Genomic DNA, 22929 nt, shown 5'->3' with positions numbered 1-22929 from the left:
GATCAATGGACACACAGCGAGATTCTCCGACAAGGAGTGACCACCACAGCCCACATCTTCAGCATAAAGTACAATGCAGGGGCCTTGAGCAATCCGTACTACGTCGTCGAGCTCATGTGGGACGACAAATCTGGTGCGACCAGAACGTACCGCACGTCTTTGAGCATTGATTTTGTTGGCTCCATTACTAGCAAAGATAATGCTATAAAAAAATATCTACCAATAAAGTATCTTGAAGAGAACTCTTACGCCCGGCCATTGGTGATGGGCGATGAGCGCGAGCGAGATCGAATTGTGTCAAACGATACTCGATGGGGCGTTGGGTTATTCGCGAGTAGCCTTGCGCTTATTGCCTTGCTGCTGTGGGTCCGGCGGAAAGAGGCCGTAAAAGAACATCCATTTGCCGCGACGCGTTCCCCGCTTTGATCGTGCGGTTTCATCTAATCAACCTACGACACCTAGACCGGCTCCGTCAGCTTTGGGTCACACTCGGAAGAACTCGGGTTGAGCATATCGCGTCCGCTTCACCCCCGAAGAGCAGACATTAAGCCGACATGCCGGGTCGGCCGCTTGGGGCCACAAACCGACATTCTCCCGTCTTGTTGCTATTTTGAGAAGCTGACAATCATTTGGGTCACCACCGGCTTTGCGGCGCGTAACCTCATGCCACTGGAGAGCAGGGATCGATCTGGCGTGACTTCTTCGTCTAGCGCTTTGCTTTCCGGGAGACGTTCATCAATCCCGACAAAGGCTCCAAGCACGCAGCCACCCGATACTGGGGCATCCAAGCGGCCCTTGAGCCAATCGGTGATCGCGCCGCCGTAGTCGCCTTCAAAATAGTTCAGTTTGAATGGTCCGCCGTTGAGGCGCTGGAGTTCAATAAGTGAGGTACCTATCGCAACTCCTGCTACCGACCACGATGAGCGCCCTTCGATTGTGAAGTATTGAGGGTTTTGTCGGGCCTTCTGATCTTTCCATTGGATTTTTAGTCGGCGCTCGGGATCATTGGGAAATAGGATCGTAACTTCCGCATCAGCCTCCCCGTCGTACTCGGTCGCAATGTTGGCGGCACCGTACTTTGAAGCCAACCTGGCGTGAGTTGCCTCGCGTCCGAAAGGCCCTTCGCACTTAAACGTTCTCGTGGGTTCTGCGGCCAAAGTTGCCGTGCCAATGAAGCAGCATGCAACAGTCAACAAGCGGCATGTAACGGTCATTCCGAAAAGCTCCTCCAATTCCGTGGAGCCTGCCTTGTACAGATCGCGGTCGTCACGCGCTACCGGGACGGGCGCGTACTGGCTAGGTCCGTCCGCTTTGGGGTCACACTCGGAAGAACTCGTTGAGCATATCGCGTCCGCTTCACCCCCGAAGAGTAGACATTAAGCCGACATGGCGGGTCGGCCGCTTGGGGCCAGAAGGTGACATTGATGGTGAATGCATAAATCTATGTTAGCTTCGCCATCGCTTCGAGCGCGTTGATGTTCAAGGAATTGATGGAATGAAATTCGCGTTCTGCGTCTTCATAGCTGCGTTTACGTATGCCACGTCTACCGTTGCGGATGTCGCAAACGATAAGCTCTGTATTCTGACCAGTTTAAACTTATTCACGGAGCCGCCAGGAGGAGCGGTGTTCCCGGGCGGAGCGACGATCCGCAGCGTACGCGCGTTGCCACCGCCAGCCGAATACGAAACGACGGCGCCCGTTATGTCGAAGGTGGTAGAAATCATAGTTGAAACAGACGGCCGCGATTGGAAGTACTGGTACATTTGTACGACGCAGCCTAGCCAACAGCCCGTGGCCAAGCTAATTTTCTGGGCTAGTCCCGAACCAAATTGAATTGATCCGCCGCACGGCGGCAAACCGCCTGAATAGTGGCGGAATATCGCGCAGGACTTCGAGCATCACAGACGCCTCGCTCGTTTGTCCGCTTTGGGTCAAAAGCGGTAAGGTTCTGAGCGCGCCGACGCTTTCCGGTCTGCACCTCAAAGCAGCCGCAAGGCGCTTATGAGCACACGCCCTGGAGCAAGATGAGTTCAGGGCGTGGCCGCGAGCCCGGATCTCGATATTTCAATGAATGCTGAAATATCATTGACAGCGGGCGATATTTCGATAAATACTGAAGTATGAAAAAGACCGATGCTGTTGCCGCCTTGGCGGCGCTCGCGCAGGACAATCGCCTCGATATATTCCGGCTGCTCGTGCAAGCGGGACCGGAGGGCATGCCGGCGGGCGCAGTCGCCGGCGCGCTCGATCTCGCGCCCAATACGCTGACATTTCACTTTGATCGGCTTCGCACGGCGGGTCTTGTCAGCGTTCGTCGCGAGGGCCGCTCGATGATCTACGCAGCGCAGTTCGAGCAGATGAACGCACTCCTTGGCTTCCTGACCGAGAACTGCTGCGGCGGCGCGCCCTGTGCGCCTGCTGCCGAATGCAAGCCGGCGCGCAAGCGCACCAAAATTCCAGCCTGAAAGGACCCTCCATGAAGCGCCTTCATGTTCATGTCACCGTCAGTGACCTCTCGCAGTCCGTAGGCTTCTACTCTGCCTTGTTCGCGGCCCAGCCGACCGTTCTAAAGACAGACTACGCGAAGTGGATGCTCGATGATCCTCGCGTGAACTTCGCCATTTCGGCCAGAGGCCGCGAGCCCGGCCTGGACCATCTCGGCATCCAGGTTGAGAGCCAAGAGGAGCTTCACGAGGTCTACGGCCGCTTGCGCCAGGCGGGGGGTAACATCATCGAACAGGGCGAGGCGGCTTGCTGCTACGCCAAGTCCGAGAAGTCGTGGATCGACGATCCCGCAGGCATCGCGTGGGAAACCTTCCACACGACCGGCGAGAGCACGGTCTACGGTGACGGCACCGGAGAAAACACGGCGCGCGTCGCACATGAGAAGCAATCGGCGTGCTGCGCCCCGCAGGCAACGCCAAGTTCTTCCGCGTGATGCACGTCGTGACGGTGCCGCCATGGTTGATCGCCCATACAACGTTCTATTCCTCTGCACCGGAAATTCGGCGCGCTCGATCATTGCGGAAGCGATCTTGAACAGGATGGGCGCGGGTCATTTCCGCGCCTACAGCGCTGGCAGCCAGCCCAAGGGCCGGGTTAACCCGCACACCATCCATCTTCTCGATAATTTGGGCTACGATACGTCGGGCTATCGCTCGAAATCATGGGACGAGTTTGCCAATGCCGGCGAACCCCAGTTCGACTTAGTGTTCACGGTCTGTGATAGCGCGGCGGCAGAAGCATGCCCCGTCTGGCCCGGACATCCTGCAACCGCCCATTGGGGCATTCCTGATCCAGCTGACGCGAAGGGTACGCCAGCCGAAATCGCGGTCGCATTCGAAGATGCCTACCGCATGCTCAATCAGCGAATTGCCGTCTTTACCGCGCTACCACTGCGATCCATCGACGCGCTCAGCTTGCAAAGCAAGCTCCGAGAAATCGGGCAAATGGAAGGCTCGACAGCCAACGCCACGGAAGAGCATTGATGCCGACGCTCGCGCGCCGCCTGGTCGCGGAACTGCTTGGCACGGCGTTTCTTCTCGCTGCCGTAGTCGGCTCCGGGATCATGGCCCAGAAGCTCGCGGGCGGCAATGTTGCGCTCGCCCTCCTTTGCAATACCATCCCAACCGGTGCAATTCTCGCTGTGCTGATATTGGTCTTCGGACCGGTCTCTGGCGCGCACTTCAATCCTGCCGTAAGTCTAGCGTTCTCAATTCGGAGCGAATTGCGCTGGCCAATGGCGGTTGCCTACATCGCTGCTCAGATTGTTGGAGCCGTCGCCGGAGTATGGATAGCTCACCTCATGTTTGAATTGCCGGTGTTGCAGCTCTCGATGACGCAGCGTTCCGGTACCGGACAATGGCTCGCTGAAGCGGTTGCTACCTTTGGCTTGCTCCTGACCATATTCGGTTGCGCCGCCAGAACACCGGGGGCGATTCCATATGCCGTCGGCCTGTACATCACGTCAGCCTATTGGTTCACAGCCTCAACCTCGTTCGCGAATCCGGCGGTGACGATCGCGCGCTCGCTTTCCGACACCTTTGCTGGAATAGCACCGAGCGGCGCGACCGCCTTTATCGTCGCTCAGTTCGTTGGCATGCTGGCTGCGGTTGCCATCGCCGGCTGGCTCTGGCGCGAGGGGAAGCCGGCATAGGCCAGGGTCCCCTTCAGTGCTGCCCAAAGCGGCAACAACGAAAGGCCGGTTGCGGGCGCGCCTCGCGCACCCCGACCGGATCGGGTGAAAAAAAATGAGGTTGGAAGGAAAGCCGGTCATCTTCGCGATGTGCGTAGGGCAGCTCGGAAGCTTGCTACCGCATGTCGTCGTGCCCGCAATTCTCGCCGGCTTCCTGATTCCGGAATGGCATCTATCGGGTGCGCAGGCCGGGCTTTTGTCCGGCTCGGGCGCGGCCGGCTACATGCTCACGGTGCCAGTCTTGGCGACGCTGACCGACCGCATCGATGCGCGCAAGATATTGATCGCGGGATCGGCGCTGAGCGCGCTCGGTACCGCATTGTTCGGCCTGTTCGCAACGGATCTGTGGTCCGGCGCGCTGTGCAATGCCATCGCCGGGATCGGTTTCGCCGGCGCTTACATGCCGGGGCTCAAGGCGCTGACCGACCGCCTTGCGCCAGGCGATTCATCCCGCGCGGTGACGTTCTACACGTCGAGCTTCTCGCTCGGCGTCGGGCTGTCGTTCCTGGTCGCTCAGCTTGTCGCCGAAGGTCTTGGCTGGCGTGCGGCGTTTCTGGTTACGGCCATCGGCCCGCTGATGATGCTGACTGCGAGCGCCTTGCTGAAGCCGGTCGAGCCGAAGCCCTCGGCGAGTCGCCTGCTGAACTTCGCGCCTGTTGTGCGCAACACCAACGCGATGGGATTTGTACTGGGCTACGGCGCGCATTGTTTCGAGCTCTACGGCATCCGGACCTGGATCGTTGCGTTCTGGACTTTCGTGGCGGCAAGGCACCCGACATCACTTACGCCGCTGATCGTCAGCGTCGCGTTCTCCATCCTGGCGATGCCCGCAAGCATCCTCGGCAATGAGCTTGCGCTGAAGCTCGGACGGCACCGCGCCATCACCGCTGTCATGTTCGCTTCGGCCGCGGTCGCGCTGCTGATTGCGCTGCTCTCGGACCAGTCGCCCTGGGTGCTGATGCCGCTCCTCCTCGTGTACGCGCTGACGGTGCCCGCCGATTCCGGCGCGCTGACCTCGGGCATGACCATGGCCGCCGATCCCAAGAACCGCGGTGCGACGATGGCAGTGCACTCGACTGTCGGCTTCAGCCTGTCGGCGCTTGGCGCATGGGCGCTCGGCGTAGCCTGGATGCTGCAGGAGGACCACAAAGCGCGTCGGCTTGGACGGCTGCATTTGCGGTGCTGGCGTTTGGCATCCTGCTCGGACCGCTCGCCTTGTACTGGTCGCGAATTGCAGCCCAGCCGACGGTTGATCGCCCCTCTTGATACGACTGACAACGGCTGATGCGACAGCCCAGGGAACGAGGGATCCTTGGGGAGCGAGGGACATTGCGTCATTTCGGAATATTAGAAGTGTACTCCTGAGTTGCCCGACGTGTCAAGTTCCCTGCTCGAGCGCAGGCCACCGCCGGCTGCTTTGCATGGGGTTGTTTTCGATATTTTGGCAGCGCCCGATGCGACGGTCCCATCACTTCATGCTGCACTTGAGCGTTTTCGGCCGGAACCATAAGCAAGGAACGGTCGTTGTCGCGGGATGTGTTGGGGGCAATCAACACAAGGAATGCTCATGCGCATCCGCATCTCTACGGCGTCGATCATCGTTGCGGCGCTCTCGCTTGGAACTCCTGCTTGGGCGCAAACGCAGGGAACGCAACCGAACACGCCGTCGCAGGCCGAGTCTGACCAACCCGCCACGATCAAGACCATCCAGGTCGTGGACGTCAAGGAACTGAAGCCCGAAGTCCGCTCAAGGGTCGAGGCCGTCATCGCAAAGGCAAGCGAAGAAGACCTGAAGAGCCTGCGCGGTTCCATCGACGCGTCCACGGAAGCGACATCCGCGCTCAAGGCGAAGGGATTGAGCTCGGCACAGGTTGTCGCGGTCAACCTCAGCAACGGTATTCTCACGCTCTTCACCAAGGTGGCGTGAGCGCCGGGATAGCTGAAGCAATTCGGACTCAATGATGAGAGCCCGCCGGTGCAATCCCGGCGGGCTCTTTCATTTTTCGATTCGCCGTCTCTTCCGCGACGAGGGGATGCCTCAACCCACCGCCTTCGCCGCCGCGCGCCCGGCGTTGCGGCCCGAGAACAGGCAGCCGCCGAGGAATGTTCCCTCCAGCGAGCGATAGCCGTGCACGCCGCCGCCGCCGAAGCCGGCGGCTTCGCCGGCCGCATAGAGTCCGCGGATGATCTGGTGATCCCTGCCGAACACGCGCGAATCGAGGTCGGTCTCGAAGCCGCCGAGCGTCTTGCGGGTGAGGATGTTGAGCTTGACCGCGATCAGCGGACCGTGCGCGGGATCGAGGATGCGATGCGGCTTCGCGGTTCGGATCAGCCTGTCTCCGATATAGCGCCGCGCATTGTGCAGGTTCATCACCTGCGCATCCTTGACATAAGGGTTGGTGATCTCGCGGTCGCGCGCCTCGATCTGCGCCTTGATGGCATCGAGCTGCAACAGGTCATTGCCGACAAGCTTGTTCATGGCACTGACGAGGTCGGCGAGGTTGTCGCGCACGATGAAGTCGGCGCCGTGCTGCTTGAAGGCCTCGACCGGCGCCGGCGCGCCCTTGTTGGTGGCGCGCTGGACCGTCATGCGCCAGCTTTTTCCTGTGAGGTCGGGGTTCTGCTCCGAGCCGGACAGCGCGAACTCCTTCTTGATGATGCTCTGGGTCAGGATGAACCACGAATAATCGTAGCCGGTGCTCATGATGTAATGCAGTTGCCCGAGCGTGTCGGAGCCCGGGAACAGCGGCGCCGGCAGCCGCTTGCCTGATGCGTCGAACCACATCGACGACGGCCCCGGAAGAATACGGATGCCATGACGCGGCCAGATCGGGTTCCAGTTCTGGATGCCCTCGACATAGTGCCACATGCGGTCGCGGTTGATCAGCCGCCCGCCTGCTTGCTCGGTGATTCCGATCATGCGGCCATCGACATGTTCGGGCACGCCGGAGATCATGAAGGTCGGCGGCTCGCCGAGCCGCTTCGGCCAGTTCTGCCGCACCAGATCATGATTGCCGCCGATGCCGCCGGAGGCGACGATCACCGCCGGCGCGCGCAGCGAGAAATCACCGACCACGTTGCGCGAGGAACTCTTGCCGCGCTCGACCGAGGTCGGTTCCAGGATCGCGCCGCTGACGCCATCGACGGTGCCGTTGGTGACGCTGAGCGCGTCGACGCGATGGCGGAACTTGAATATCAGCCGTCCGCTCTTCGCAGCCTCGCGCGCGCGGCGCTCGAACGGCTCGACGATGCCGGGGCCGGTGCCCCAGGTGACGTGGAAGCGCGGCACCGAATTGCCGTGACCCATCGCATCGTAACCGCCACGCTCGGCCCAGCCGACCACCGGGAAGATGCGATGGCCCATCGCGCGCAGCCAATCGCGTTTCTCGCCGGCTGCGAACGCGACATAGGCTTCGGCCCATTTGCGCGGCCAGTGATCCTCATCACGATCGAAACCCGCGGTGCCCATCCAGTCCTGCAGCGCAAGTTCGACCGAGTCCTTGATGCCGAGCCGACGTTGTTCCGGCGAATCGACCAGGAACAATCCGCCGAACGACCAGAAGGCCTGGCCGCCGATGCTCTGTTCCCCTTCCTGGTCGAGCACGATGACGCGCTTGCCTGCGTCGGCGATCTCGGTTGCTGCGACCAGGCCGGCAAGTCCGGCGCCGATCACGATCACATCTGCATCGTCAGCCATTTTTGATGTCCCCCGTCCCGGTGCGATTCAAGACCGCGCCGTTGTGCGCGGTCAACGCCAAATGGACCTTGCCTGTGGCGGCGAGGCACCAAATGGTTGCGGCAAGTTGTTCCAGTTTGGGACCTTTTCCACGCGTCACTGCAGCGTCGGCGCAACACCCAATTTGAATTTGTTTTGACCGGCTTCGCTCGTCTGGACAAAAATCCGTCGCCGCAACACGCTCACGATTGTCGTGCATCACAGACCAAACAGATTCGGTTTCGACTGGGGCTGGCCAAAATGAAGTTGCTGACGGGGTTGCTCGCTGCGGTTCTCCTGCTGGCGGGAATGGGGGCGTCTCAAGCAGTGGTCAGGATCGCCGACGATCGCGGCGGCAAGATCGGGGTCTATGTCGACAAGTATCAGGACCTGCGCACATCGGGTGAGACGGTGATCATCGACGGGCTGTGCGCCTCGGCCTGCACCATCGTGCTCGGCAAGGTCCCGCATGACCGGATCTGTGTGACATCACACGCCACGCTCGGCTTCCATGCTGCCTGGGATTACGGCGACAACGGCCGCCCGGTCCCCAATCCCGAAGCCACCCATATGCTGTACCTGATGTACCCGCCGGCGGTGCGCAAATGGATCACCGATCGCGGTGGCCTGACCCGGCACATGATCTTCCTGCGCGGCAAGCAACTGCAGGCGCTGTACAAGCCGTGCTATCTCAACGCCCAGGCCTCGGCGCCGAAGGCGACCGCTGAGCCCGCACGCTGAGCCGCTGATCCCGGTCCAACATCCTCTCGCGTCATGGCCGGTGCGCCGGGCATGACGGGGTTCGCGGCGGATATCGCCTCGCTATGATTTGACGGAATGCTGCCGCCATTGCGCTTGCTGGCTGGGGGAACCGGGCTTATCTCAACCGCATGGTTCAGCCGATCTCCACCCGATCCGAGCTTGTCGCGGCTCCGCAGGGCCGGGTGGCGTCCGCGATCCTGTGGGGCGCTGCCGGCATCGGCGGATTGGCCCTGCTCGCCGCCGCCGCGCTCTGGTTCCACTACGGGACCGCGGTGTTTTTCGAAATGATCACGGCCGGCATCGCCGCCTGCTTCTGACAAGGACGCCCCTGCATCATGCCCCGGACCACTCGCCCATTGGTGATCTTCGCTGCCTTCGCGGGCAGTCTGGCGGTCGGCCTGTTCCTCATGTTGTGGGCGGTCGGCGGCCTGCGCACCGTCGCTGCGCCAGCAGCCATTGGCGGGCCGTTCCAGCTCACTGACCAGGCCGGCCAGACCGTCACCGACAAGAACCTGCAGGGTAAGCCGACGCTGATCTTCTTCGGCTTCACCCATTGCCCGGACATCTGCCCGACCTCGCTGTTCGAGATCTCCGAGGTCCTGAAGGCGATGGGCAAGGACGCCGACCGCGTGAATGCCTATTTCGTCTCGGTCGATCCGGAACGCGACACCGCCACGGCGATGAAGGACTACCTGTCGAGCTTCGATCCGCACCTCAAGGGCCTGACCGGTGACCCGGCTGCGGTCGCCAAGGTGCTGTCGAGCTACCGCGTCTACGCCAAGAAGGTGCCGCTGAAGGATGGCGACTACACGATGGATCACACCGCGCTGATCTATCTGATGGACCGCGACGGCCATTTCGTCGCGCCGTTCAATCTGAAACGGACGCCGGAAGAGGCGGCGGCCGATCTGAAACGGTATCTCTGACCGCCATTTCCGGTTCAGAATTAACCCAATCGGCGCTCGCATCAGACGCCGGATGGTCTATAAGCCGTTCAATTTCCTGATATTGCCGGTTATGCCAAATCTGTCTGCCCAGCCCTTTGCCGTCCGTTCGCGCCAGCTTCGCCTGGCCGCGGGATTGATGGCGGCTGCCGTGCTGGCCGTGGCGGGGCCGGCAGTTGGGCAGACACCTCCGGCGGCGCCGCAGGCACCAGCAGCCAAGATGGCCCCCGCACCGGCCTCGCCTGCCAAGCCCGCCCTGGCACAGGCGGCACCCGCGACGCCCCCGTCGGCCGCCGCCCCGTCAGCGCCGAACCAGCCGGCCAAGGCCGCCGAGGCCGCGCCGCAGGCGGTGCCGGGCTTCTGGGACCCACGGCGGCGGCCGGACCGCCCCGATTTGTCGCGCCTCACGGTGATCCGCTTCCTGACCGAGACCGACTATCCGCCGTTCAACTTCACCGGTCCCGACGGCAATCCGGCCGGCTTCAATGTCGATCTGGCGCGCTCGCTCTGCGACGAGATCAAGGTTACCTGCACCATCCAGATGCGCCGCTTCGAGACCCTGATCGACGCGCTGGCGACCAACCGGGGCGATGCCATCATCGCGTCGATGGCAGTGACGCCGCAGCTCCGCGCCAAGGTCGATTTCACCGATCCCTATTACCGCGCGCCGGCCCGCTTCGTGTCGCGCCGCGACAATGTGATGCCGGAAATCCGCCCCGAATATCTCGAGGGCAAGAAGGTCGGCGTGATCGCCGGGACCTCGCACGAGGCCTACCTCAAGGCGATGTTCACCGACGCCGAGATCCACTCCTATCCGGATAACGACACGCTGCGCGCGGCGCTGCGCCGCGGCGAGGTCGACTTCATCTTCGGCGACGCGATCTCGCTCGCGTTCTGGATCAACGGCACCGATTCCGCCGAATGCTGCGCGTTCTCCGGCGGCCCCTTTGTCGAGAGCCGCTATTTCGGCGAGGGCATCGGCATCGCCGTGCGCAAGGGCAACGACCTGCTGCGGCAGTCGCTGAACTGGGCGCTGTTCCGGATCTGGGAAAAAGGCCGCTTCACCGATCTGTGGCTGCGTTATTTCTCGATCAGCCCGTTCTAGCTCCGTCATTCCGGGATGGTCCGCAGGACCAGACCCGGAATCTCGAGATTCCGGGTTCGATGCTGTCGCATCGCCCCGGAATGACGGCTCCGCCGTCGTTTTGCATTTTGCCGCGAAAGCGTTAGTTTTCGCGGCCTTTTTGGAGAAAGCCTGAAGAATGTCCGTGATTGATCTTGCTGCCAGCCCGAGCGACCTGCGCGCGCTCGCCGAACAATCCAACGCCTGGCCGTTCGAGCAGGCGAAAGCGATTGTGGCGCGGCTGAAGAAAAATCCCAAGGATAATCCCAAGGACGAGGTGCTGTTCGAGACCGGCTATGGTCCTTCGGGCCTGCCGCATATCGGCACCTTCGGCGAGGTCGCGCGCACCACGATGGTGCGCCACGCCTTCCGCGTGCTGACCGAGGACAAGATCAAGACGCGCCTGCTCGCCTTCTCCGACGACATGGACGGCCTGCGTAAGGTGCCGGACAACGTGCCGAACAAGGAGATGCTGGAGCAGCATCTCGGCAAGCCGTTGACCAAGGTGCCCGATCCGTTCGGCACCCATCCGAGCTTCGGCCAGCACAACAATGCGCGGCTGCGCGCCTTCCTCGATCAGTTCGGCTTCGACTACGAATTCGCGAGCTCGACCGAGTATTACACCTCGGGCCGGTTCGATGCCGCGCTGCTGCGCATGCTGGAGCGGATCGAGAAGGTGATGGCGATCATGCTGCCGTCGCTGCGCGAGGAGCGGGCGGCGAGCTACTCGCCGTTCCTGCCGATCTGTCCGCGCACCGGCCTCGTGCTCTACGTGCCGGTGACGGCGCATGACGCCAAGGCCGGCACGGTCTCCTATGAGGATCCCGACACCAAGGAGAGCATCACCGTTCCCGTCACCGGCGGCCGCTGCAAGCTGCAATGGAAGCCGGACTGGGCGATGCGCTGGTACGCGCTCGGTGTCGACTATGAAATGGCCGGCAAGGACCTGATCGATTCGGTGAAGCTGTCGGCCAAGATCTGCGCGGCGCTCGGCGGCACGCCGCCGGAAGGCTTCAACTACGAACTGTTCCTCGACGAGAAGGGCCAGAAGATCTCGAAGTCGAAGGGCAACGGCCTGACCATCGACGAGTGGCTGCGCTACGCCTCGCCGGAATCGCTGTCGCTGTTCATGTACCGCGAGCCGAAGGCGGCGAAGCGGCTCTATTTCGATGTCATCCCGCGCAATGTCGACGACTACCAGCAGTTCCTCGACGGCTTCACGCGGCAGGAAGCGCGGCAGCAGCTGCAAAATCCGGTCTGGCACATCCATTCCGGCAAGCCGCCGCAGGCCGACATGCCCGTCACCTTCCAGCTCTTGCTGACGCTGGTGTCGTCGTCGAACGCGGAGAACGCCGAGACGCTGTGGGGCTTCATCGGCCGCTATCGGCCGGGCGTGACGCCGCAGACTCATCCGAAGCTCGATGCGATGGTCGGCTACGCCATCAACTACTATCGCGACTTCGTGGCGCCCACGAAGCAGTTCCGCGAGCCGACCGAGGGTGAACGCGCCGCGCTGCAGGATCTGCGCGATGCGCTCGCCAATATGCCGGCAAGCGCGACCGCGGAAGACATCCAGAACGTGGTCTACGAGATCGGCCGCCGCGAGCCGTTCCTCGACATGGTCAAGAAGGGCAAGGACGGCCGCCCCGGCGTCTCGCTCGACTGGTTCAACATGCTCTACCAGGTGCTGCTCGGCCAGGAGAAGGGCCCGCGCTTCGGCTCCTTCGTCGCGGTCTACGGCGTGCAGAACGCGGTCAACATGATCGACGGCGCGCTGGCGCGCTCGTCGTAGTTCACCGCTGTCGTCCCTGCGAAAGCAGGGACCCATAACCACAGGCCGCCGTTGTGAAGGCAAGCTGTGGCACCAGCGCCGCGGCATACAATCATCAGTGGTTATGGGTCCCGGCTCAAGGCCGGGACGACAGTGCGTAGCCTGGATGGAGTGACGCACAATCCGGGGGCAGAGGCCGCCCGCGAGGTTAGCGGATTGCGCTCCGCTCCATCCGGGCTACGGCTGCGGCGCTAGGCCGCAAAAACCAGATGGCTGATCCCCGGCATTTCACCGGAGCGCCGCGGCCGGATTGCGCTACAATCGCACCCATAAAATCAGCACGGCCTCCATCGAGCGGCCGGCACAGATGGGAGCATGCGCATGCAGTTCAGGGTTTCGCCGACATCGCTGCAGGACAGTTCGAGCGCCGAGGAATGGCAGGCGCGGGTCGATCTCGCGGCCGCGCATCGGCTCGCCTACATTCATGGGTTTTCGGAAGGCATCTTCAACCATCTCACCTTTGTGGTGCCCGGCCGTACCGATCGCTACTACCAGATCCCGTTCGGCATGCATTGGTCGGAGGTGACGGCATCGTCCTTCATGGAGGTCGGTATCGACGATGCCGAGGTGAAGCGTGGCGAGGGTGAGGTCGAGCGCTCCTGCTATTGCATCCATGCGCCGATCCACAAGGCGCTGCCGCAGGCCAGGGCGGTGTTCCACACCCATATGCCGTATGCGAGCGCGCTGACGCGGCTCGAGGATCCGCGCATCAAGGAGATCGGGCAGACCGAGGTCGGGCTGTCGGAGGCGATCGCCTATGATGACCTGTACACCGGCCCCGCGCTCGATCCCGAGGAAGGCGCGCGGCTCGCCAGGGTGATCGGCAACAAGACCATCCTGTTCATGGCCAATCACGGCATCTCGACCGTCGGCGAGACCGTCGCCGATGCCTATGACCGGCTCTATTACATCGAGCGCGCCGCGCAGGTGCAGATCTACGCGATGTGGACCCAGCAGCCGCTCAAGCAATTGCCGCAGCATGTGGTGGAGAAGACCAAGCGCGATTTCCGCGATGATCATCTCTACAACGGCCCGAGCCCGGCGCAGCGGCATTTCGATGCGCTGAAGCGGATGCTGGACCGCAAGGAGCCGGACTACGCGACGTAAGGGCGTAAGGAAGGCAGCGGCGCGCGCCGCAACCTCCACCGTCGTCCCGGCGAAAGCCGGGACCCATAACCACAGGATCGAGTTGTTAGAGCAGGCTGTGGCCCCAGCGTGCGTAAGCAATGTTGTGTAGTGGTTATGGGTCCCGGCCTGCGCCGGGACGACACTGGTCTTGTGGCGATCGACCCACCTACTGGCTCGCCCACACGACGCGCGCGATCCATGCGACTTCCTCGGCATCGAGCATGCGGTCGGGGTGTTCCGGATTGAGCGATGCGAGCTCCAGCACCTTGCCGGTGCGCCGCTTCAATTCCTTCACCATCACCTCGCCGCCGGTCGTGCGCACCACCACGCGATCGCCGCGGCGGATCGCGGTTGCGGGTGACACCACGATGATGTCGCCTTCGCGATAGGCCGGCTTCATCGAGTCGCCCTCGATCTCCAGCGCATAGGCGTGCTCGTCGATGGTCGCCGGCAGTGCCACTTCGTCCCAGCCCTTGCCGGCGGGAAAGCCTGAGTCGTCGAAATAGCCCCCGGCGCCGGCCTGCGCGAAGCCGAGCAGCGGCACCGACTGGCCGCCGCGCGGGCCGTCGCCGAGCAACTGCACGAAGGTCTCCATGCTGGCATTGCTCGCGGCCAGCGCCTTGGAGAGCGATTCGGTCGACGGCCAGCGCTCGCGCCCGTCGCCGGTCACTCGCTTGGACTTGTTGAAGGTGGTGGGATCGAGACCGGACTGCTTGGCAAGGCCGGATGGTGACAGGCCGGCACGTTCGGCGAGCCGGTCGAGCGCGGCCCAGACCTGAGCGTGGGTCAGCGGTCGCGCGGCTTTGGGCTGTTTGGCCATCGAGGACATCCCGGATGGTAGGAATTATTGCCTGAAACTTCGATTTTCGCAAATCTACCGCCGGATGTGCCCTGGCACCGCTTGAGTTGCGCCGCGACCGCCGATACGGTCCCTCGCTCGCCACATGGCGATTGGGGCATTTCCCCTCAAATCCGGATAAAACCCCAAGAGACTCAAGGACAAAAGGGAAGGCCGGGCCGTGCCCATGATCTACAAAATCACCCCCGCTTCGGCCTGGCGCGAGGCCGAGCGGCAGGGCGTGTACCGGGGCAGTGCGGACGACAATCGCGACGGCTTCATCCATTTTTCCACCGCCTCCCAGGTGGCCGAGACCGCGCGCAAGCACTACCACGGGCAAACCGGCCTGTTCCTGGTTGCGGTCGATGCCGCTGCGCTCGGCGACGCCTTGCGCTGGGAGCGGTCGCGCAATGACGAGTTGTTTCCGCATCTCTATGGCGAACTCGATCTCGGCGCGGTCACCGAGATCCTCGACCTGCGCGCGCGCTCCGACGGCGGCCACGACGTTCCGGAGCTCAAGCCGTGATCCGTGCCTTCGACGCCTTCTCGCTGCCGCTGCTGCGCTGGTTCGATCCCGAAGATGCCCATCGCATGGCGATCCAGGGCCTGAAGCTGCTGCCGCCGATCCGGCAACGGCCGGATGATCCCAAGCTCGCGGTGCGTGCCTTCGGGTTGAACTTTCCGAACCCGATCGGCATGGCGGCGGGCTTCGACAAGAGCGCCGAGGTGCCCGACGCGCTGCTGCGGCTCGGCTTCGGCTTTGTCGAGATCGGCTCGGTGACGCCGAAACCGCAAGCCGGCAATCCGCGGCCGCGGCTGTTTCGCCTGGAGCGCGACGAGGCCGTGATCAACCGCATGGGCTTCAACAATGACGGCGCGGAAGCCGTGCTGCGTCGGCTTGCCGCGCGCGCCGGCGGTGGCGGCATCGTCGGCGTCAATGTCGGGGCCAACAAGGATTCGCCGGACCGCACTGCCGATTATGTGAAGCTGATCGAGACGTTCGCGCCGGTCGCGAGCTATTTCACCGTCAACGTCTCCTCGCCGAATACGCCGGGCCTGCGCAATCTGCAGCAATCGGCGGCGCTCGATGATTTGCTGGCACGGGTGATCGATACCCGCGAGCGCGTCCGCAAGAACGCCGGCGATTCACCCGTCCTGTTGAAGATCGCGCCGGATCTGAGCCTCGCCGAGCTCGACGACGTCGTGCACGTCGCCCGCTCGCGGCGCGTCGATGGCATGATCGTCGCCAACACCACGCTGGCGCGGCCCTCGACCTTGCGCGAGGAGAACCGCGCCAAGGAGCAGGGCGGCCTGTCGGGCCGTCCGCTGTTCCGCCTCTCGACGCGGATGGTCGCCGAGACCTATGTTCGCGTCGAAGGCGCGTTTCCGCTGATCGGCGTCGGCGGCATCGATAGCGGCGGCGCGGCGCTGACCAAGATTCGTGCCGGGGCCAGCCTGATCCAGCTCTATTCGTCGCTGGTCTACAAGGGCATCGGTCTGGTCGACGACATCAAGCGCGATCTGTCCTCGACCTTGCTGCGCACGGGGCGCGACTCGTTGTCGGAAATCGTCGGTGCCGATGCCGCGACGATCACGGCCGAGGATTGGCCGGTGAGGTAGCTTGTAGCCCGGATGAAGCGAAGCGTAATCCGGGACAGTGTCGCTGCGGGCGAGAACCCCGGATTTCGCTTCGCTGCATCCGGGCTACGCAGTTACGATTTGAACGTCTTCCGCAGCATCGCCGGATAGCGCAGGCCTTGCAGGCCGCCGCGCGCGACGTAGAAGCCGAGCAGCGCGATCCACAGGCCGGTGTTGCCGTATCCGCTCAGCACCCACCAGGTGGCGAGGAAGATCGCCAGCGAAGCCAGCATCAAATTGCGCATCTCGCGCGCCCAGGTCGCGCCGACATAGATGCCGTCGAAACCGAACGCGAACACGCCGGGCAGGGGCGCCAGGATCACGAACAGCAGGAAGTCGCGCGCATAGCGGCGCACGTCTTCGCTGGTCGTCATCAGGTTGATCAGCGCCGGTCCGAACAGCGCGAACAGGACCGAGACCACAAGCGCAAAGCCTGTGCCCCATAGCAGCACCAGCCGGGTCGAATCGGCAAAGCCGCGTCCGTCGCGCGCGCCGTAGGCGCGGCCGCACAGCTGCTGCGCGGCATTGGCGAGGCCGTCGAGGAAGAAGGCGCTCACCAAGAGGAAATTGTTCAGCACCGAATTCGCCGCCAGCGTCACGTCGCCCTCGCGCGCGCCCTTGGCGGTGAAGAACAGGAACACCACGATCAGCGCCGCGGTGCGCACCATGATGTCCCGGTTGACGGCGAGCATGCGCGTGAGCTTGGCGCGATCGAACAGCGTCGCCGCGGGAACCGCGAATCCGTCTTGTGAGATCCGCCACGCCACGACGATGCCGACAACGAAGCCGGCAGTCTCGGCGAGCACGGCGGCGATCGCCGCACCGGCAATGCCGGCGCCATAGGCCTGCACCAGCAGCACGGTTGCGATCATGTTGATGATGTTGATCACGATCTGCAGCGCCAGCGCCAGATTGGCGCGCGCCTGGCCGACCAGCCAGCCGAGGATGACGTAATTGGCGAGCGCCAGCGGCGCCGACCAGATCCGGATCATGAAATAGGTTTTCGCCGCGCGCGTGACGCCCTCGCTGCCGCCCATCAGCTGGAACGTGATTGCGGCGAGCGGCACTTGCAGCGCGATCAGCGCCGCGCCGATCAGGCCGGCGACGATGAAGCCGCGCACCAGGATCGCGGCATATTCCTGCGGCTCGCCTGCGCCCTGCGCCTGCGCGGTGAATGCCAGCGTGCTCATGCGCAGGAAAGCGAACAGCCAGAACAGGCAGTCGAAGATCACCGAGGCCATCGCCACCCCGCCGAGCAGCGCGGCGTCGTCGAGACGGCCGATCGCGGTGGTCGAGACGATGCCGATCAGCGGCGTGGTCAGGTTGGCGACCATCGCGGGGCCGGCGATGGCGAACACCTGGCGGGTGGTGATCTTCGGGTGGATGGGTGCGTGCATGGCTACAGTTGCAAGGAATATACGCTTCTATCGCGCCATCCGTCGCGCGGCCATGCTGGAATTGTTCTCAGAGCAATGCGGTGGCGAGGGGGCTGGGCAGCCGACAAAGCAATTGCATCGTCAGAATGCCACGACCATGCCGTCACTCGCTGCCGTATAGGGTAGCTTGTCAATGCGGCCGAGCATGTCGTCGCTCATATGGGTCAGCACCACGCGCCCTGCGTTGATGGCGGGCAGATGCGCCTCCAGCGCTTTCAGACTGAGATGGTTCTTGACCATCTTGTCGTAGGTATAGGCCTCGGCGATGAAGAGATCGGCGTTTTGCGCCGCCGGGATCAGCGTGTCGGTCCACTCGGTGTCGGCGCTGTAGCAGACGGTGCGGCCTTCCGCCTCGACGCGATAGGCGAGAAACGGCCCGCCGGATTTGCCATGCACCACAGGGTAGGGCGTCACGGTCACCTCGCCGAAGCTGCGCCGCTCTCGCGGTGCGAGCGTGACGACGGACAGGTCGAAGCGCTGCTTGGTCCTGGAGGAATGCTCGAACATCACCTCCATCACTTCGGGCAATTTCGCTGCGATGCCCTCGGGACCTGCGATCACCAGCGGCCGGGTGCGGCGGGAGAATTGCGCGTCAAGCAAGAAGAACGGCAGGCCGGCAAAATGATCGCCGTGGAAATGCGTGATCAGGATCAGGTCGATTGCGTTGCGATCGATCTCGAGCCGCTTCAGCGCCGGTAGCGAGGAGGCGCCGCAATCGATCAGGAAATTGACGCTGATACCGCTGACATGGAAGCAGGTGTTGAAGCGGCCGCCGGAGCCGAATGCATCGCCGCAGCCGACAAATTGCAATTGCATCGGCTGCGAGCTCTCCTATTGATCAGCGGCCGCGCGGCGCGCCGAACAGCCGCGACAGCAGCCAGATCGGGATCACGATGACAGCGCCGAGCAGGAAGTAGCGCCAGGCCCAGTTGATCGCGTCGAAGCCGAAATCCCAGAGGCTCTGGAACAGCCGGCGGATGCTGTAGAGAATGTTCCACGGGTCGAGGCCGATCGCGGCGAGCACGACGCCGACCAGGATCGAGAGCAGGATCAGCCGGAACGCCACCGACAGCGGCGATCCGCCGAGAAAGCGGTACAGGCCGTCACTGTGGCCGCCGGCCGGCAAGTCCCTGACGTCGTTGGGCATCGTTGTCTCCTGGCGGAATCGCCCGCATTATAGGTCACGGCGGTGCACATGGGAAACCCGCGGGCCGCGATCAATGGCTGCCATGCGGCTTGCGGGTTTAACTTCCTGTCATGGAGATTAACATCCGTTCAAGTGTCTCCAGCCGGTCGGCTTCGCGCGGCGGCTTGTCCCAGCGCAGGCGGCTGATGCGGGGAAAGCGCATCGCAACGCCGGATTTGTGCCGCGGCGAGCGCTGCAGACCCTCGAAGGCGACTTCCAGCACCAGCCCCTGATCCGGCTCATGCACGACATGCCGCACCGGTCCGAATTTCTCGGTGGTGTTGCGGCGGACGAAGCGATCGATCTGCAGCAGCTCTTCATCGGTGAAGCCGAAATAGGCCTTGCCGACCGGCACCAGCTCGTCGCCAGCCTCGCCGCGGGTCCAGACCCCGAACGTGTAGTCGGAGTAATAGGACGAGCGCTTGCCGTGGCCGCGCTGCGCGTACATCAGCACCGCGTCGATGATGTGCGGATCGCGCTTCCATTTCCACCACGGGCCCTTCGGCCGCCCCGGCAGATAGGGCGCGTCGCGCCGCTTCAGCATGACGCCTTCGACCGCGTCGGCATCGTCGCCGGCGCCTGCGCTCTTCGGATCGGCGCGCGCCGCGGCCAGCTCTTCCCAGCTTGCAAAAGGGACGGTCGGTGACAGGTCAACGCGCGGATCGCCGAGCTTGGCGACGAAGGCCTCGAGATGCGCACGCCGCTCGGTGAAAGGCAGCTCGCGCAGATCGTTCTCGTCGTCGCCGAGCAGGTCGTAGGCGCGCAGGTGGATCGGAAACTCCTTGATCAGCTTCGGCGAGACGACTTTGCGGTTCAGCCGTTGCTGCAAAACGTTGAAGGTCTGCACGCGTCCGTCGCGCAGCACCAGCAATTCGCCGTCGATCGCACCGGGCAGATGCAGCGACGGCACGAGGTCGGGGAAGCTGCCGGTGATATCCTCGCCGGTGCGCGAATAGAGCCGCGCCTGGATGTAGCCGCGCGCGTCGCGGCCGGCGACAGCCTGCACGCGTATGCCGTCCCACTTCCATTCCGCGCTGAAATCGGCGGCGTCGAGATTGGCGAAGTCGCCGTCCTCGATCGCATGCGCCAGCATCACCGGGCGGAACGGCGTCGGATCGCGGTTGACCGGCTTGTCGCCGCGGCCTTCGAGCCAGGCGAACAATTCGAGATAGGGCGGTGACAGGCCCGGCCACATCAGCTCGATCTCGTGCGGGTCCTTCTCGCCGAGCGCCGCTGCCGCCGTCTTAGCCAGTCGCGCCGAGATCCCGATCCGCATCGCGCCGGTGACGAGCTTCAGCAGCGCCCAGCGTCCGGTCTCGTCGAGCTCGTCCAGCCAGCGCGCCAGCTGCGCCGGCAGCTCGGCCTTGCCGAGCGTGCGCAGCGTGGTGACGACATCGGTCAGCGTCGGGGGAGGCGGGTTGTTGTGGGTGCTGGGAATCTCACTGCTGTCTCGCCCGCGGGACCCCTCTCCCTCACCCTCCCCCGCAAGGGGGGAGGGAACCCATCCACCGGTGCGTCCCTCACCCACGTCAGTCACCTTGACATCGCTGTGAGGTGAGCACGACGGTTGGGCTCCCTCCCCCCTTGTGGGGGAGGGTTGGGGAGAGGGGTGGCCCAGCAAAGGCCCGGCGTAATTTGCTCCAGCCTTCGGCCACATCAGCGCGACGGTTTCCGAGAGATCGCCGACGTAATCATAGGCGTAGCCGAACAGTACCGGGTCGGTGCGTTCGGTGATCAGATCGCGGATCAGGCCCGGCTTGGCGTGCTTGAACGACAATGCGCCGGTCAGCGCCGCCAGTGCGTAACCGCGGTCGGGATCCGCGGTCTCGCGGAAGTAGCCGACCAGCAGCCTGATCTTGTTGTTGCGCCCGGGCTCGTAGGCGAGGCGGTCGAGCAGTTCGGCAAACCGGTTCATGGCTTCTTGGTCTCGCCGACGGGCTGGGCCTCGCCAGCGGGCTGTGCCTCGCCGGTGGTTGCCGCGGTCTCGCCTTCGTCCTCGTCGCCATAGCCGACCAGATCAAGCGGCCGCGCGGCAAGGCCTTTGCTCTTGCACCAATGCACCAGCGCGTCTTCCTGGCCGTGGGTGACCCAGATCTCGCCGGCGCCGGTGGCCGCGATCGTCGCCGTCAGCCCATCCCAATCGGCATGATCCGAGATCACCAGCGGCAGCTCGATGCCGCCCTGCCGGGCTCGCGCGCGCACGCGCATCCAGCCCGAGGCAAAGGCGGTGACCGGATCGGGAAATCGCCGCGTCCAGACATCCGATGTCGCGCTCGGCGGCGCCAGTGTGATGGTGCCGGCAAGCTCGGCCTTCTTCATGCCGCGCACCGGCCGGAGCTCGCCGAGCGCAATGCCGCGCTCCTGATAATAGTACGTGATCTTCTCCATCGCGCCGTGCAGATAGATCGGCGCGTCGTAGCCGGCCTCGCGCAGCAGCGCGATCACGCGCTGCGCCTTGCCGAGCGAGTACGCGCCGACCAGATGCGCGCGCTCCGGAAACAGTTTGACGGATGCCAGCAGCTTGTTCACTTCACCGGCGGCGTCGCCATGTCGGAACACCGGCAATCCAAAGGTCGCCTCCGTGATGAAGACGTCGCAGGGCACCAGCTCGAACGGCGCGCAGGTCGGATCGCGCGCATCCTTGTAGTCGCCGGAGGCGACGATGCGCCTGCCCTTGCAGGTGACGGAGATCTGGGCGGAGCCCAAGACGTGGCCGGCGGGATGAAACGACACCGTGACGTCGCCGAGCCTGATCTCCTCGCCATAGGCGACGGCCTGCACCGAGCCGGCGAAATTCTCACCATAGCGCAGCCGCATCATGTCGAGGGTTTCCTGGGTCGCGAGCACCGCGCCATGACCTGCCCGCGCATGGTCGGAATGGCCATGCGTGATCAGTGCCCGCTCGACCGGCCTGACAGGATCGATGTGGAAGCCGCCGGGCTTGCAGCAAAGCCCGGCCGGGACGGGCATCAGGATGTCTTGCGGGCGCATGCCGACCATATAGGCATGGATTCCACGATATCTAATCGTCAGGCGCGGGCTTGACCCGCGCATCCATCTCCGGAAAAAGTCCGTGCTTTGATGGATGGCCATCCGGCCGAGATTGGTTCCTTAAAGAAAATGGCCCCGCGCCTGTTTCTGTCCTCCGGCGACCTCGTTGCCGACCGCCGCTACGAGTTCGCGCGCGACCTGCAATTGAAGGGCGACCTGCCGGCCGCCGCCGAGCTGCTCGAGCAGGCGATCGAGCTGGTCCCGAAATTCACGTCCGCCTGGTACACGCTCGGCAAGATCCGCCTCGAGCTCGGCCAGCGTGATGCCGCGATCGCAGCCTTCCGCGCCGCGCGCGACGCCGATCCCGAGGACCGTCATGGCGCTGGCCTGCATCTGATGCAGCTCGGCGTTGAGCCGGTCAGCTCGATGCCGCCAGGCTACGTGCAGACGCTGTTCGATCAATATGCGCCGCGCTTCGAGGCGGCGCTGGTCGGCGATCTCGACTATCGCGGCCCGGCGCTGCTGTTCAAGGCGGTGCTGTCGGTGCGCGCGAACGCCAAGAAGCCGGCCTTCTTCAAGCGCGCGATCGATCTCGGCTGCGGCACCGGGCTCGCGGCCGGCGCGTTCGCGCAGCATGTCGATCGCTTCATCGGCATCGACCTGTCGCCGCGCATGATCGACAAGGCGCGCGCCACGGGCCTTTATGCCGAGCTCGAGGTCGACGACATGCTGCAGGGGATTTCGGGCAAGCCTGACGCCAGTGCCGAATTGATCCTCGCCGCCGATGCGATGGTCTACGTCGCCGATCTTGCTCCGGTGCTTGCCGAGGCCGCGCGCGTGCTGGCCGCCGGCGGCGTGCTCGCCTTCACGGCGGAGACTCACGGCGGCGAGGGTGTCATCCTCGGCGAGGGGCTGCGCTACGCCCACAGTGCGGCCTACGTGCGTGCCTCTGTCGCGGCCGCGGGTCTGACATTGGCGCTGCTCGACGATCTCTCGGCGCGCAATGAAGACAACATCCCGGCACCCGGACTTGTCGCTGTCGCCGTCAAGCCGTGACGTTTCTTACCCTCCCCTGGAGGGCAGGGGAATCGCATGTTGGCTTCGGCAAGTAGTTGCCAAATCGACAGAAAGGGATTCTGAA

General features: G+C 63.8%; 23 protein-coding genes and 1 pseudogene. 16 read left to right on the top strand and 8 right to left on the bottom strand.

The window, feature by feature from the left end; all coding sequences use genetic code 11:
• Positions 1-426 (top strand): hypothetical protein (locus tag QMZ05_RS33580; protein WP_353704649.1); only part of this gene is annotated, 426 nt, incomplete at its 5' end.
• A 179-nt stretch (positions 427-605) separates the two neighbouring features.
• On the opposite strand, the gene QMZ05_RS33575 is transcribed toward QMZ05_RS33580, so the two are convergent.
• Entirely contained in the window at positions 606-1214 is a 609-nt protein-coding gene (locus QMZ05_RS33575; protein ID WP_353704648.1) for a hypothetical protein, read from the bottom strand.
• A 907-nt stretch (positions 1215-2121) separates the two neighbouring features.
• Between QMZ05_RS33575 and QMZ05_RS33570 the strand changes: the two genes are divergently transcribed.
• The 6 genes and pseudogenes from QMZ05_RS33570 (at position 2122) to QMZ05_RS33545 (ending at position 6123) form a co-directional block, all read left to right on the top strand.
• Complete coding sequence (locus QMZ05_RS33570) at positions 2122-2466, top strand: helix-turn-helix transcriptional regulator (protein WP_279707864.1); 345 nt, start codon at positions 2122-2124, stop codon at positions 2464-2466.
• 11 nt (positions 2467-2477) lie between these two features.
• Entirely contained in the window at positions 2478-2939 is a 462-nt protein-coding gene (locus QMZ05_RS33565; protein WP_353704647.1) for an ArsI/CadI family heavy metal resistance metalloenzyme, read from the top strand.
• Between the two features lie 22 nt (positions 2940-2961).
• Positions 2962-3489 (top strand): arsenate reductase ArsC, encoded by a 528-nt coding sequence (locus QMZ05_RS33560; protein ID WP_353704646.1) that lies wholly within the window; start codon positions 2962-2964, stop codon positions 3487-3489.
• On the top strand, positions 3489-4157 hold the full coding sequence (locus tag QMZ05_RS33555) for an MIP/aquaporin family protein (RefSeq protein WP_353704645.1): 669 nt from the start codon (positions 3489-3491) through the stop codon (positions 4155-4157). Before QMZ05_RS33560 ends, QMZ05_RS33555 begins: the two co-directional genes overlap by 1 nt.
• A gap of 127 nt (positions 4158-4284) precedes the next feature.
• A pseudogene (locus QMZ05_RS33550) lies at positions 4285-5462 on the top strand (MFS transporter).
• 301 nt (positions 5463-5763) lie between these two features.
• Positions 5764-6123, top strand: a complete 360-nt coding sequence (locus tag QMZ05_RS33545) for a hypothetical protein (RefSeq protein WP_353704644.1) — start codon at positions 5764-5766, stop codon at positions 6121-6123.
• 111 nt (positions 6124-6234) lie between these two features.
• On the opposite strand, the gene QMZ05_RS33540 is transcribed toward QMZ05_RS33545, so the two are convergent.
• Complete coding sequence (locus QMZ05_RS33540) at positions 6235-7893, bottom strand: FAD-binding dehydrogenase (RefSeq protein WP_353704643.1); 1659 nt, start codon at positions 7891-7893, stop codon at positions 6235-6237.
• Between the two features lie 279 nt (positions 7894-8172).
• Between QMZ05_RS33540 and QMZ05_RS33535 the strand changes: the two genes are divergently transcribed.
• The 6 genes from QMZ05_RS33535 to QMZ05_RS33510 all read left to right on the top strand — a co-directional run bounded on the left by QMZ05_RS33535 (position 8173) and on the right by QMZ05_RS33510 (position 13678).
• A complete protein-coding gene (locus QMZ05_RS33535) occupies positions 8173-8652 on the top strand; it encodes a hypothetical protein (RefSeq protein WP_074126263.1) in 480 nt (159 codons plus the stop codon).
• Positions 8653-8801: 149 nt separating this feature from the next.
• Entirely contained in the window at positions 8802-8990 is a 189-nt protein-coding gene (locus tag QMZ05_RS33530) for a hypothetical protein (RefSeq protein ID WP_353704642.1), read from the top strand.
• 18 nt (positions 8991-9008) lie between these two features.
• The gene (locus QMZ05_RS33525; RefSeq protein ID WP_353704641.1) at positions 9009-9599 is read left to right on the top strand and encodes an SCO family protein; all 591 of its coding nucleotides are present in this window, start codon (positions 9009-9011) and stop codon (positions 9597-9599) included.
• A 91-nt stretch (positions 9600-9690) separates the two neighbouring features.
• A complete protein-coding gene (locus QMZ05_RS33520; RefSeq protein ID WP_353704640.1) occupies positions 9691-10722 on the top strand; it encodes a transporter substrate-binding domain-containing protein in 1032 nt (343 codons plus the stop codon).
• A gap of 157 nt (positions 10723-10879) precedes the next feature.
• A complete protein-coding gene (locus tag QMZ05_RS33515) occupies positions 10880-12532 on the top strand; it encodes a lysine--tRNA ligase (RefSeq protein ID WP_353704639.1) in 1653 nt (550 codons plus the stop codon).
• A gap of 360 nt (positions 12533-12892) precedes the next feature.
• The gene (locus tag QMZ05_RS33510; protein ID WP_353704638.1) at positions 12893-13678 is read left to right on the top strand and encodes a class II aldolase/adducin family protein; all 786 of its coding nucleotides are present in this window, start codon (positions 12893-12895) and stop codon (positions 13676-13678) included.
• 187 nt (positions 13679-13865) lie between these two features.
• Here the strand turns inward: QMZ05_RS33510 and QMZ05_RS33505 are convergent, their stop codons facing one another.
• Entirely contained in the window at positions 13866-14519 is a 654-nt protein-coding gene (locus QMZ05_RS33505) for a helix-turn-helix transcriptional regulator (RefSeq protein WP_050426361.1), read from the bottom strand.
• Between the two features lie 199 nt (positions 14520-14718).
• Between QMZ05_RS33505 and QMZ05_RS33500 the strand changes: the two genes are divergently transcribed.
• Together QMZ05_RS33500 and QMZ05_RS33495 are read left to right on the top strand one after the other, a co-directional pair.
• Positions 14719-15063 (top strand): DUF952 domain-containing protein, encoded by a 345-nt coding sequence (locus QMZ05_RS33500; RefSeq protein ID WP_143201823.1) that lies wholly within the window; start codon positions 14719-14721, stop codon positions 15061-15063.
• A complete protein-coding gene (locus QMZ05_RS33495) occupies positions 15060-16157 on the top strand; it encodes a quinone-dependent dihydroorotate dehydrogenase (RefSeq protein WP_353704637.1) in 1098 nt (365 codons plus the stop codon). The genes QMZ05_RS33500 and QMZ05_RS33495 overlap by 4 nt, the downstream gene beginning before the upstream one ends.
• Before the next feature lie 92 nt (positions 16158-16249).
• Here the strand turns inward: QMZ05_RS33495 and QMZ05_RS33490 are convergent, their stop codons facing one another.
• The 5 genes from QMZ05_RS33490 to QMZ05_RS33470 all read right to left on the bottom strand — a co-directional run bounded on the left by QMZ05_RS33490 (position 16250) and on the right by QMZ05_RS33470 (position 21788).
• Positions 16250-17572: an MATE family efflux transporter gene (locus QMZ05_RS33490; protein WP_353704636.1), complete on the bottom strand. Its 1323-nt coding sequence runs from the start codon at positions 17570-17572 to the stop codon at positions 16250-16252.
• A 120-nt stretch (positions 17573-17692) separates the two neighbouring features.
• Positions 17693-18427 (bottom strand): MBL fold metallo-hydrolase, encoded by a 735-nt coding sequence (locus tag QMZ05_RS33485; protein WP_353704635.1) that lies wholly within the window; start codon positions 18425-18427, stop codon positions 17693-17695.
• Positions 18428-18449: 22 nt separating this feature from the next.
• Positions 18450-18758: a DUF6460 domain-containing protein gene (locus QMZ05_RS33480; RefSeq protein WP_353704634.1), complete on the bottom strand. Its 309-nt coding sequence runs from the start codon at positions 18756-18758 to the stop codon at positions 18450-18452.
• Between the two features lie 97 nt (positions 18759-18855).
• Positions 18856-20712 (bottom strand): cisplatin damage response ATP-dependent DNA ligase, encoded by a 1857-nt coding sequence (locus QMZ05_RS33475; protein WP_353704633.1) that lies wholly within the window; start codon positions 20710-20712, stop codon positions 18856-18858.
• Entirely contained in the window at positions 20709-21788 is a 1080-nt protein-coding gene (locus QMZ05_RS33470) for a ligase-associated DNA damage response exonuclease (protein ID WP_353704650.1), read from the bottom strand. Before QMZ05_RS33470 ends, QMZ05_RS33475 begins: the two co-directional genes overlap by 4 nt.
• A gap of 129 nt (positions 21789-21917) precedes the next feature.
• On the opposite strand from QMZ05_RS33470, the gene QMZ05_RS33465 reads away from it, so the two are divergent.
• Complete coding sequence (locus QMZ05_RS33465) at positions 21918-22844, top strand: methyltransferase domain-containing protein (RefSeq protein WP_353704632.1); 927 nt, start codon at positions 21918-21920, stop codon at positions 22842-22844.
• Positions 22845-22929 lie beyond the last annotated feature (85 nt).

Origin of the sequence: Bradyrhizobium sp. INPA03-11B, from assembly GCF_040446015.1 — a bacterium.
Taxonomy (GTDB): domain Bacteria; phylum Pseudomonadota; class Alphaproteobacteria; order Rhizobiales; family Xanthobacteraceae; genus Bradyrhizobium; species Bradyrhizobium macuxiense_A.
The sequence above is the reverse complement of the archived record's forward strand: the minus strand, read 5'-3'. Positions and strand labels throughout refer to the sequence as shown.

Coding starts and splice junctions, on each gene's coding strand:
- QMZ05_RS33575 (WP_353704648.1), bottom strand. CDS start 1,214: ATGACCGTTACATGCCGCTTGTTGACTGTTGCATGCTGCTTCATTGGC.
- QMZ05_RS33570 (WP_279707864.1), top strand. CDS start 2,122: ATGAAAAAGACCGATGCTGTTGCCGCCTTGGCGGCGCTCGCGCAGGAC.
- QMZ05_RS33565 (WP_353704647.1), top strand. CDS start 2,478: ATGAAGCGCCTTCATGTTCATGTCACCGTCAGTGACCTCTCGCAGTCC.
- QMZ05_RS33560 (WP_353704646.1), top strand. CDS start 2,962: ATGGTTGATCGCCCATACAACGTTCTATTCCTCTGCACCGGAAATTCG.
- QMZ05_RS33555 (WP_353704645.1), top strand. CDS start 3,489: ATGCCGACGCTCGCGCGCCGCCTGGTCGCGGAACTGCTTGGCACGGCG.
- QMZ05_RS33545 (WP_353704644.1), top strand. CDS start 5,764: ATGCGCATCCGCATCTCTACGGCGTCGATCATCGTTGCGGCGCTCTCG.
- QMZ05_RS33540 (WP_353704643.1), bottom strand. CDS start 7,893: ATGGCTGACGATGCAGATGTGATCGTGATCGGCGCCGGACTTGCCGGC.
- QMZ05_RS33535 (WP_074126263.1), top strand. CDS start 8,173: ATGAAGTTGCTGACGGGGTTGCTCGCTGCGGTTCTCCTGCTGGCGGGA.
- QMZ05_RS33530 (WP_353704642.1), top strand. CDS start 8,802: ATGGTTCAGCCGATCTCCACCCGATCCGAGCTTGTCGCGGCTCCGCAG.
- QMZ05_RS33525 (WP_353704641.1), top strand. CDS start 9,009: ATGCCCCGGACCACTCGCCCATTGGTGATCTTCGCTGCCTTCGCGGGC.
- QMZ05_RS33520 (WP_353704640.1), top strand. CDS start 9,691: ATGCCAAATCTGTCTGCCCAGCCCTTTGCCGTCCGTTCGCGCCAGCTT.
- QMZ05_RS33515 (WP_353704639.1), top strand. CDS start 10,880: ATGTCCGTGATTGATCTTGCTGCCAGCCCGAGCGACCTGCGCGCGCTC.
- QMZ05_RS33510 (WP_353704638.1), top strand. CDS start 12,893: ATGCAGTTCAGGGTTTCGCCGACATCGCTGCAGGACAGTTCGAGCGCC.
- QMZ05_RS33505 (WP_050426361.1), bottom strand. CDS start 14,519: ATGGCCAAACAGCCCAAAGCCGCGCGACCGCTGACCCACGCTCAGGTC.
- QMZ05_RS33490 (WP_353704636.1), bottom strand. CDS start 17,572: ATGCACGCACCCATCCACCCGAAGATCACCACCCGCCAGGTGTTCGCC.
- QMZ05_RS33485 (WP_353704635.1), bottom strand. CDS start 18,427: ATGCAATTGCAATTTGTCGGCTGCGGCGATGCATTCGGCTCCGGCGGC.
- QMZ05_RS33480 (WP_353704634.1), bottom strand. CDS start 18,758: ATGCCCAACGACGTCAGGGACTTGCCGGCCGGCGGCCACAGTGACGGC.
- QMZ05_RS33475 (WP_353704633.1), bottom strand. CDS start 20,712: ATGAACCGGTTTGCCGAACTGCTCGACCGCCTCGCCTACGAGCCCGGG.
- QMZ05_RS33470 (WP_353704650.1), bottom strand. CDS start 21,788: ATGCGCCCGCAAGACATCCTGATGCCCGTCCCGGCCGGGCTTTGCTGC.
- QMZ05_RS33465 (WP_353704632.1), top strand. CDS start 21,918: ATGGCCCCGCGCCTGTTTCTGTCCTCCGGCGACCTCGTTGCCGACCGC.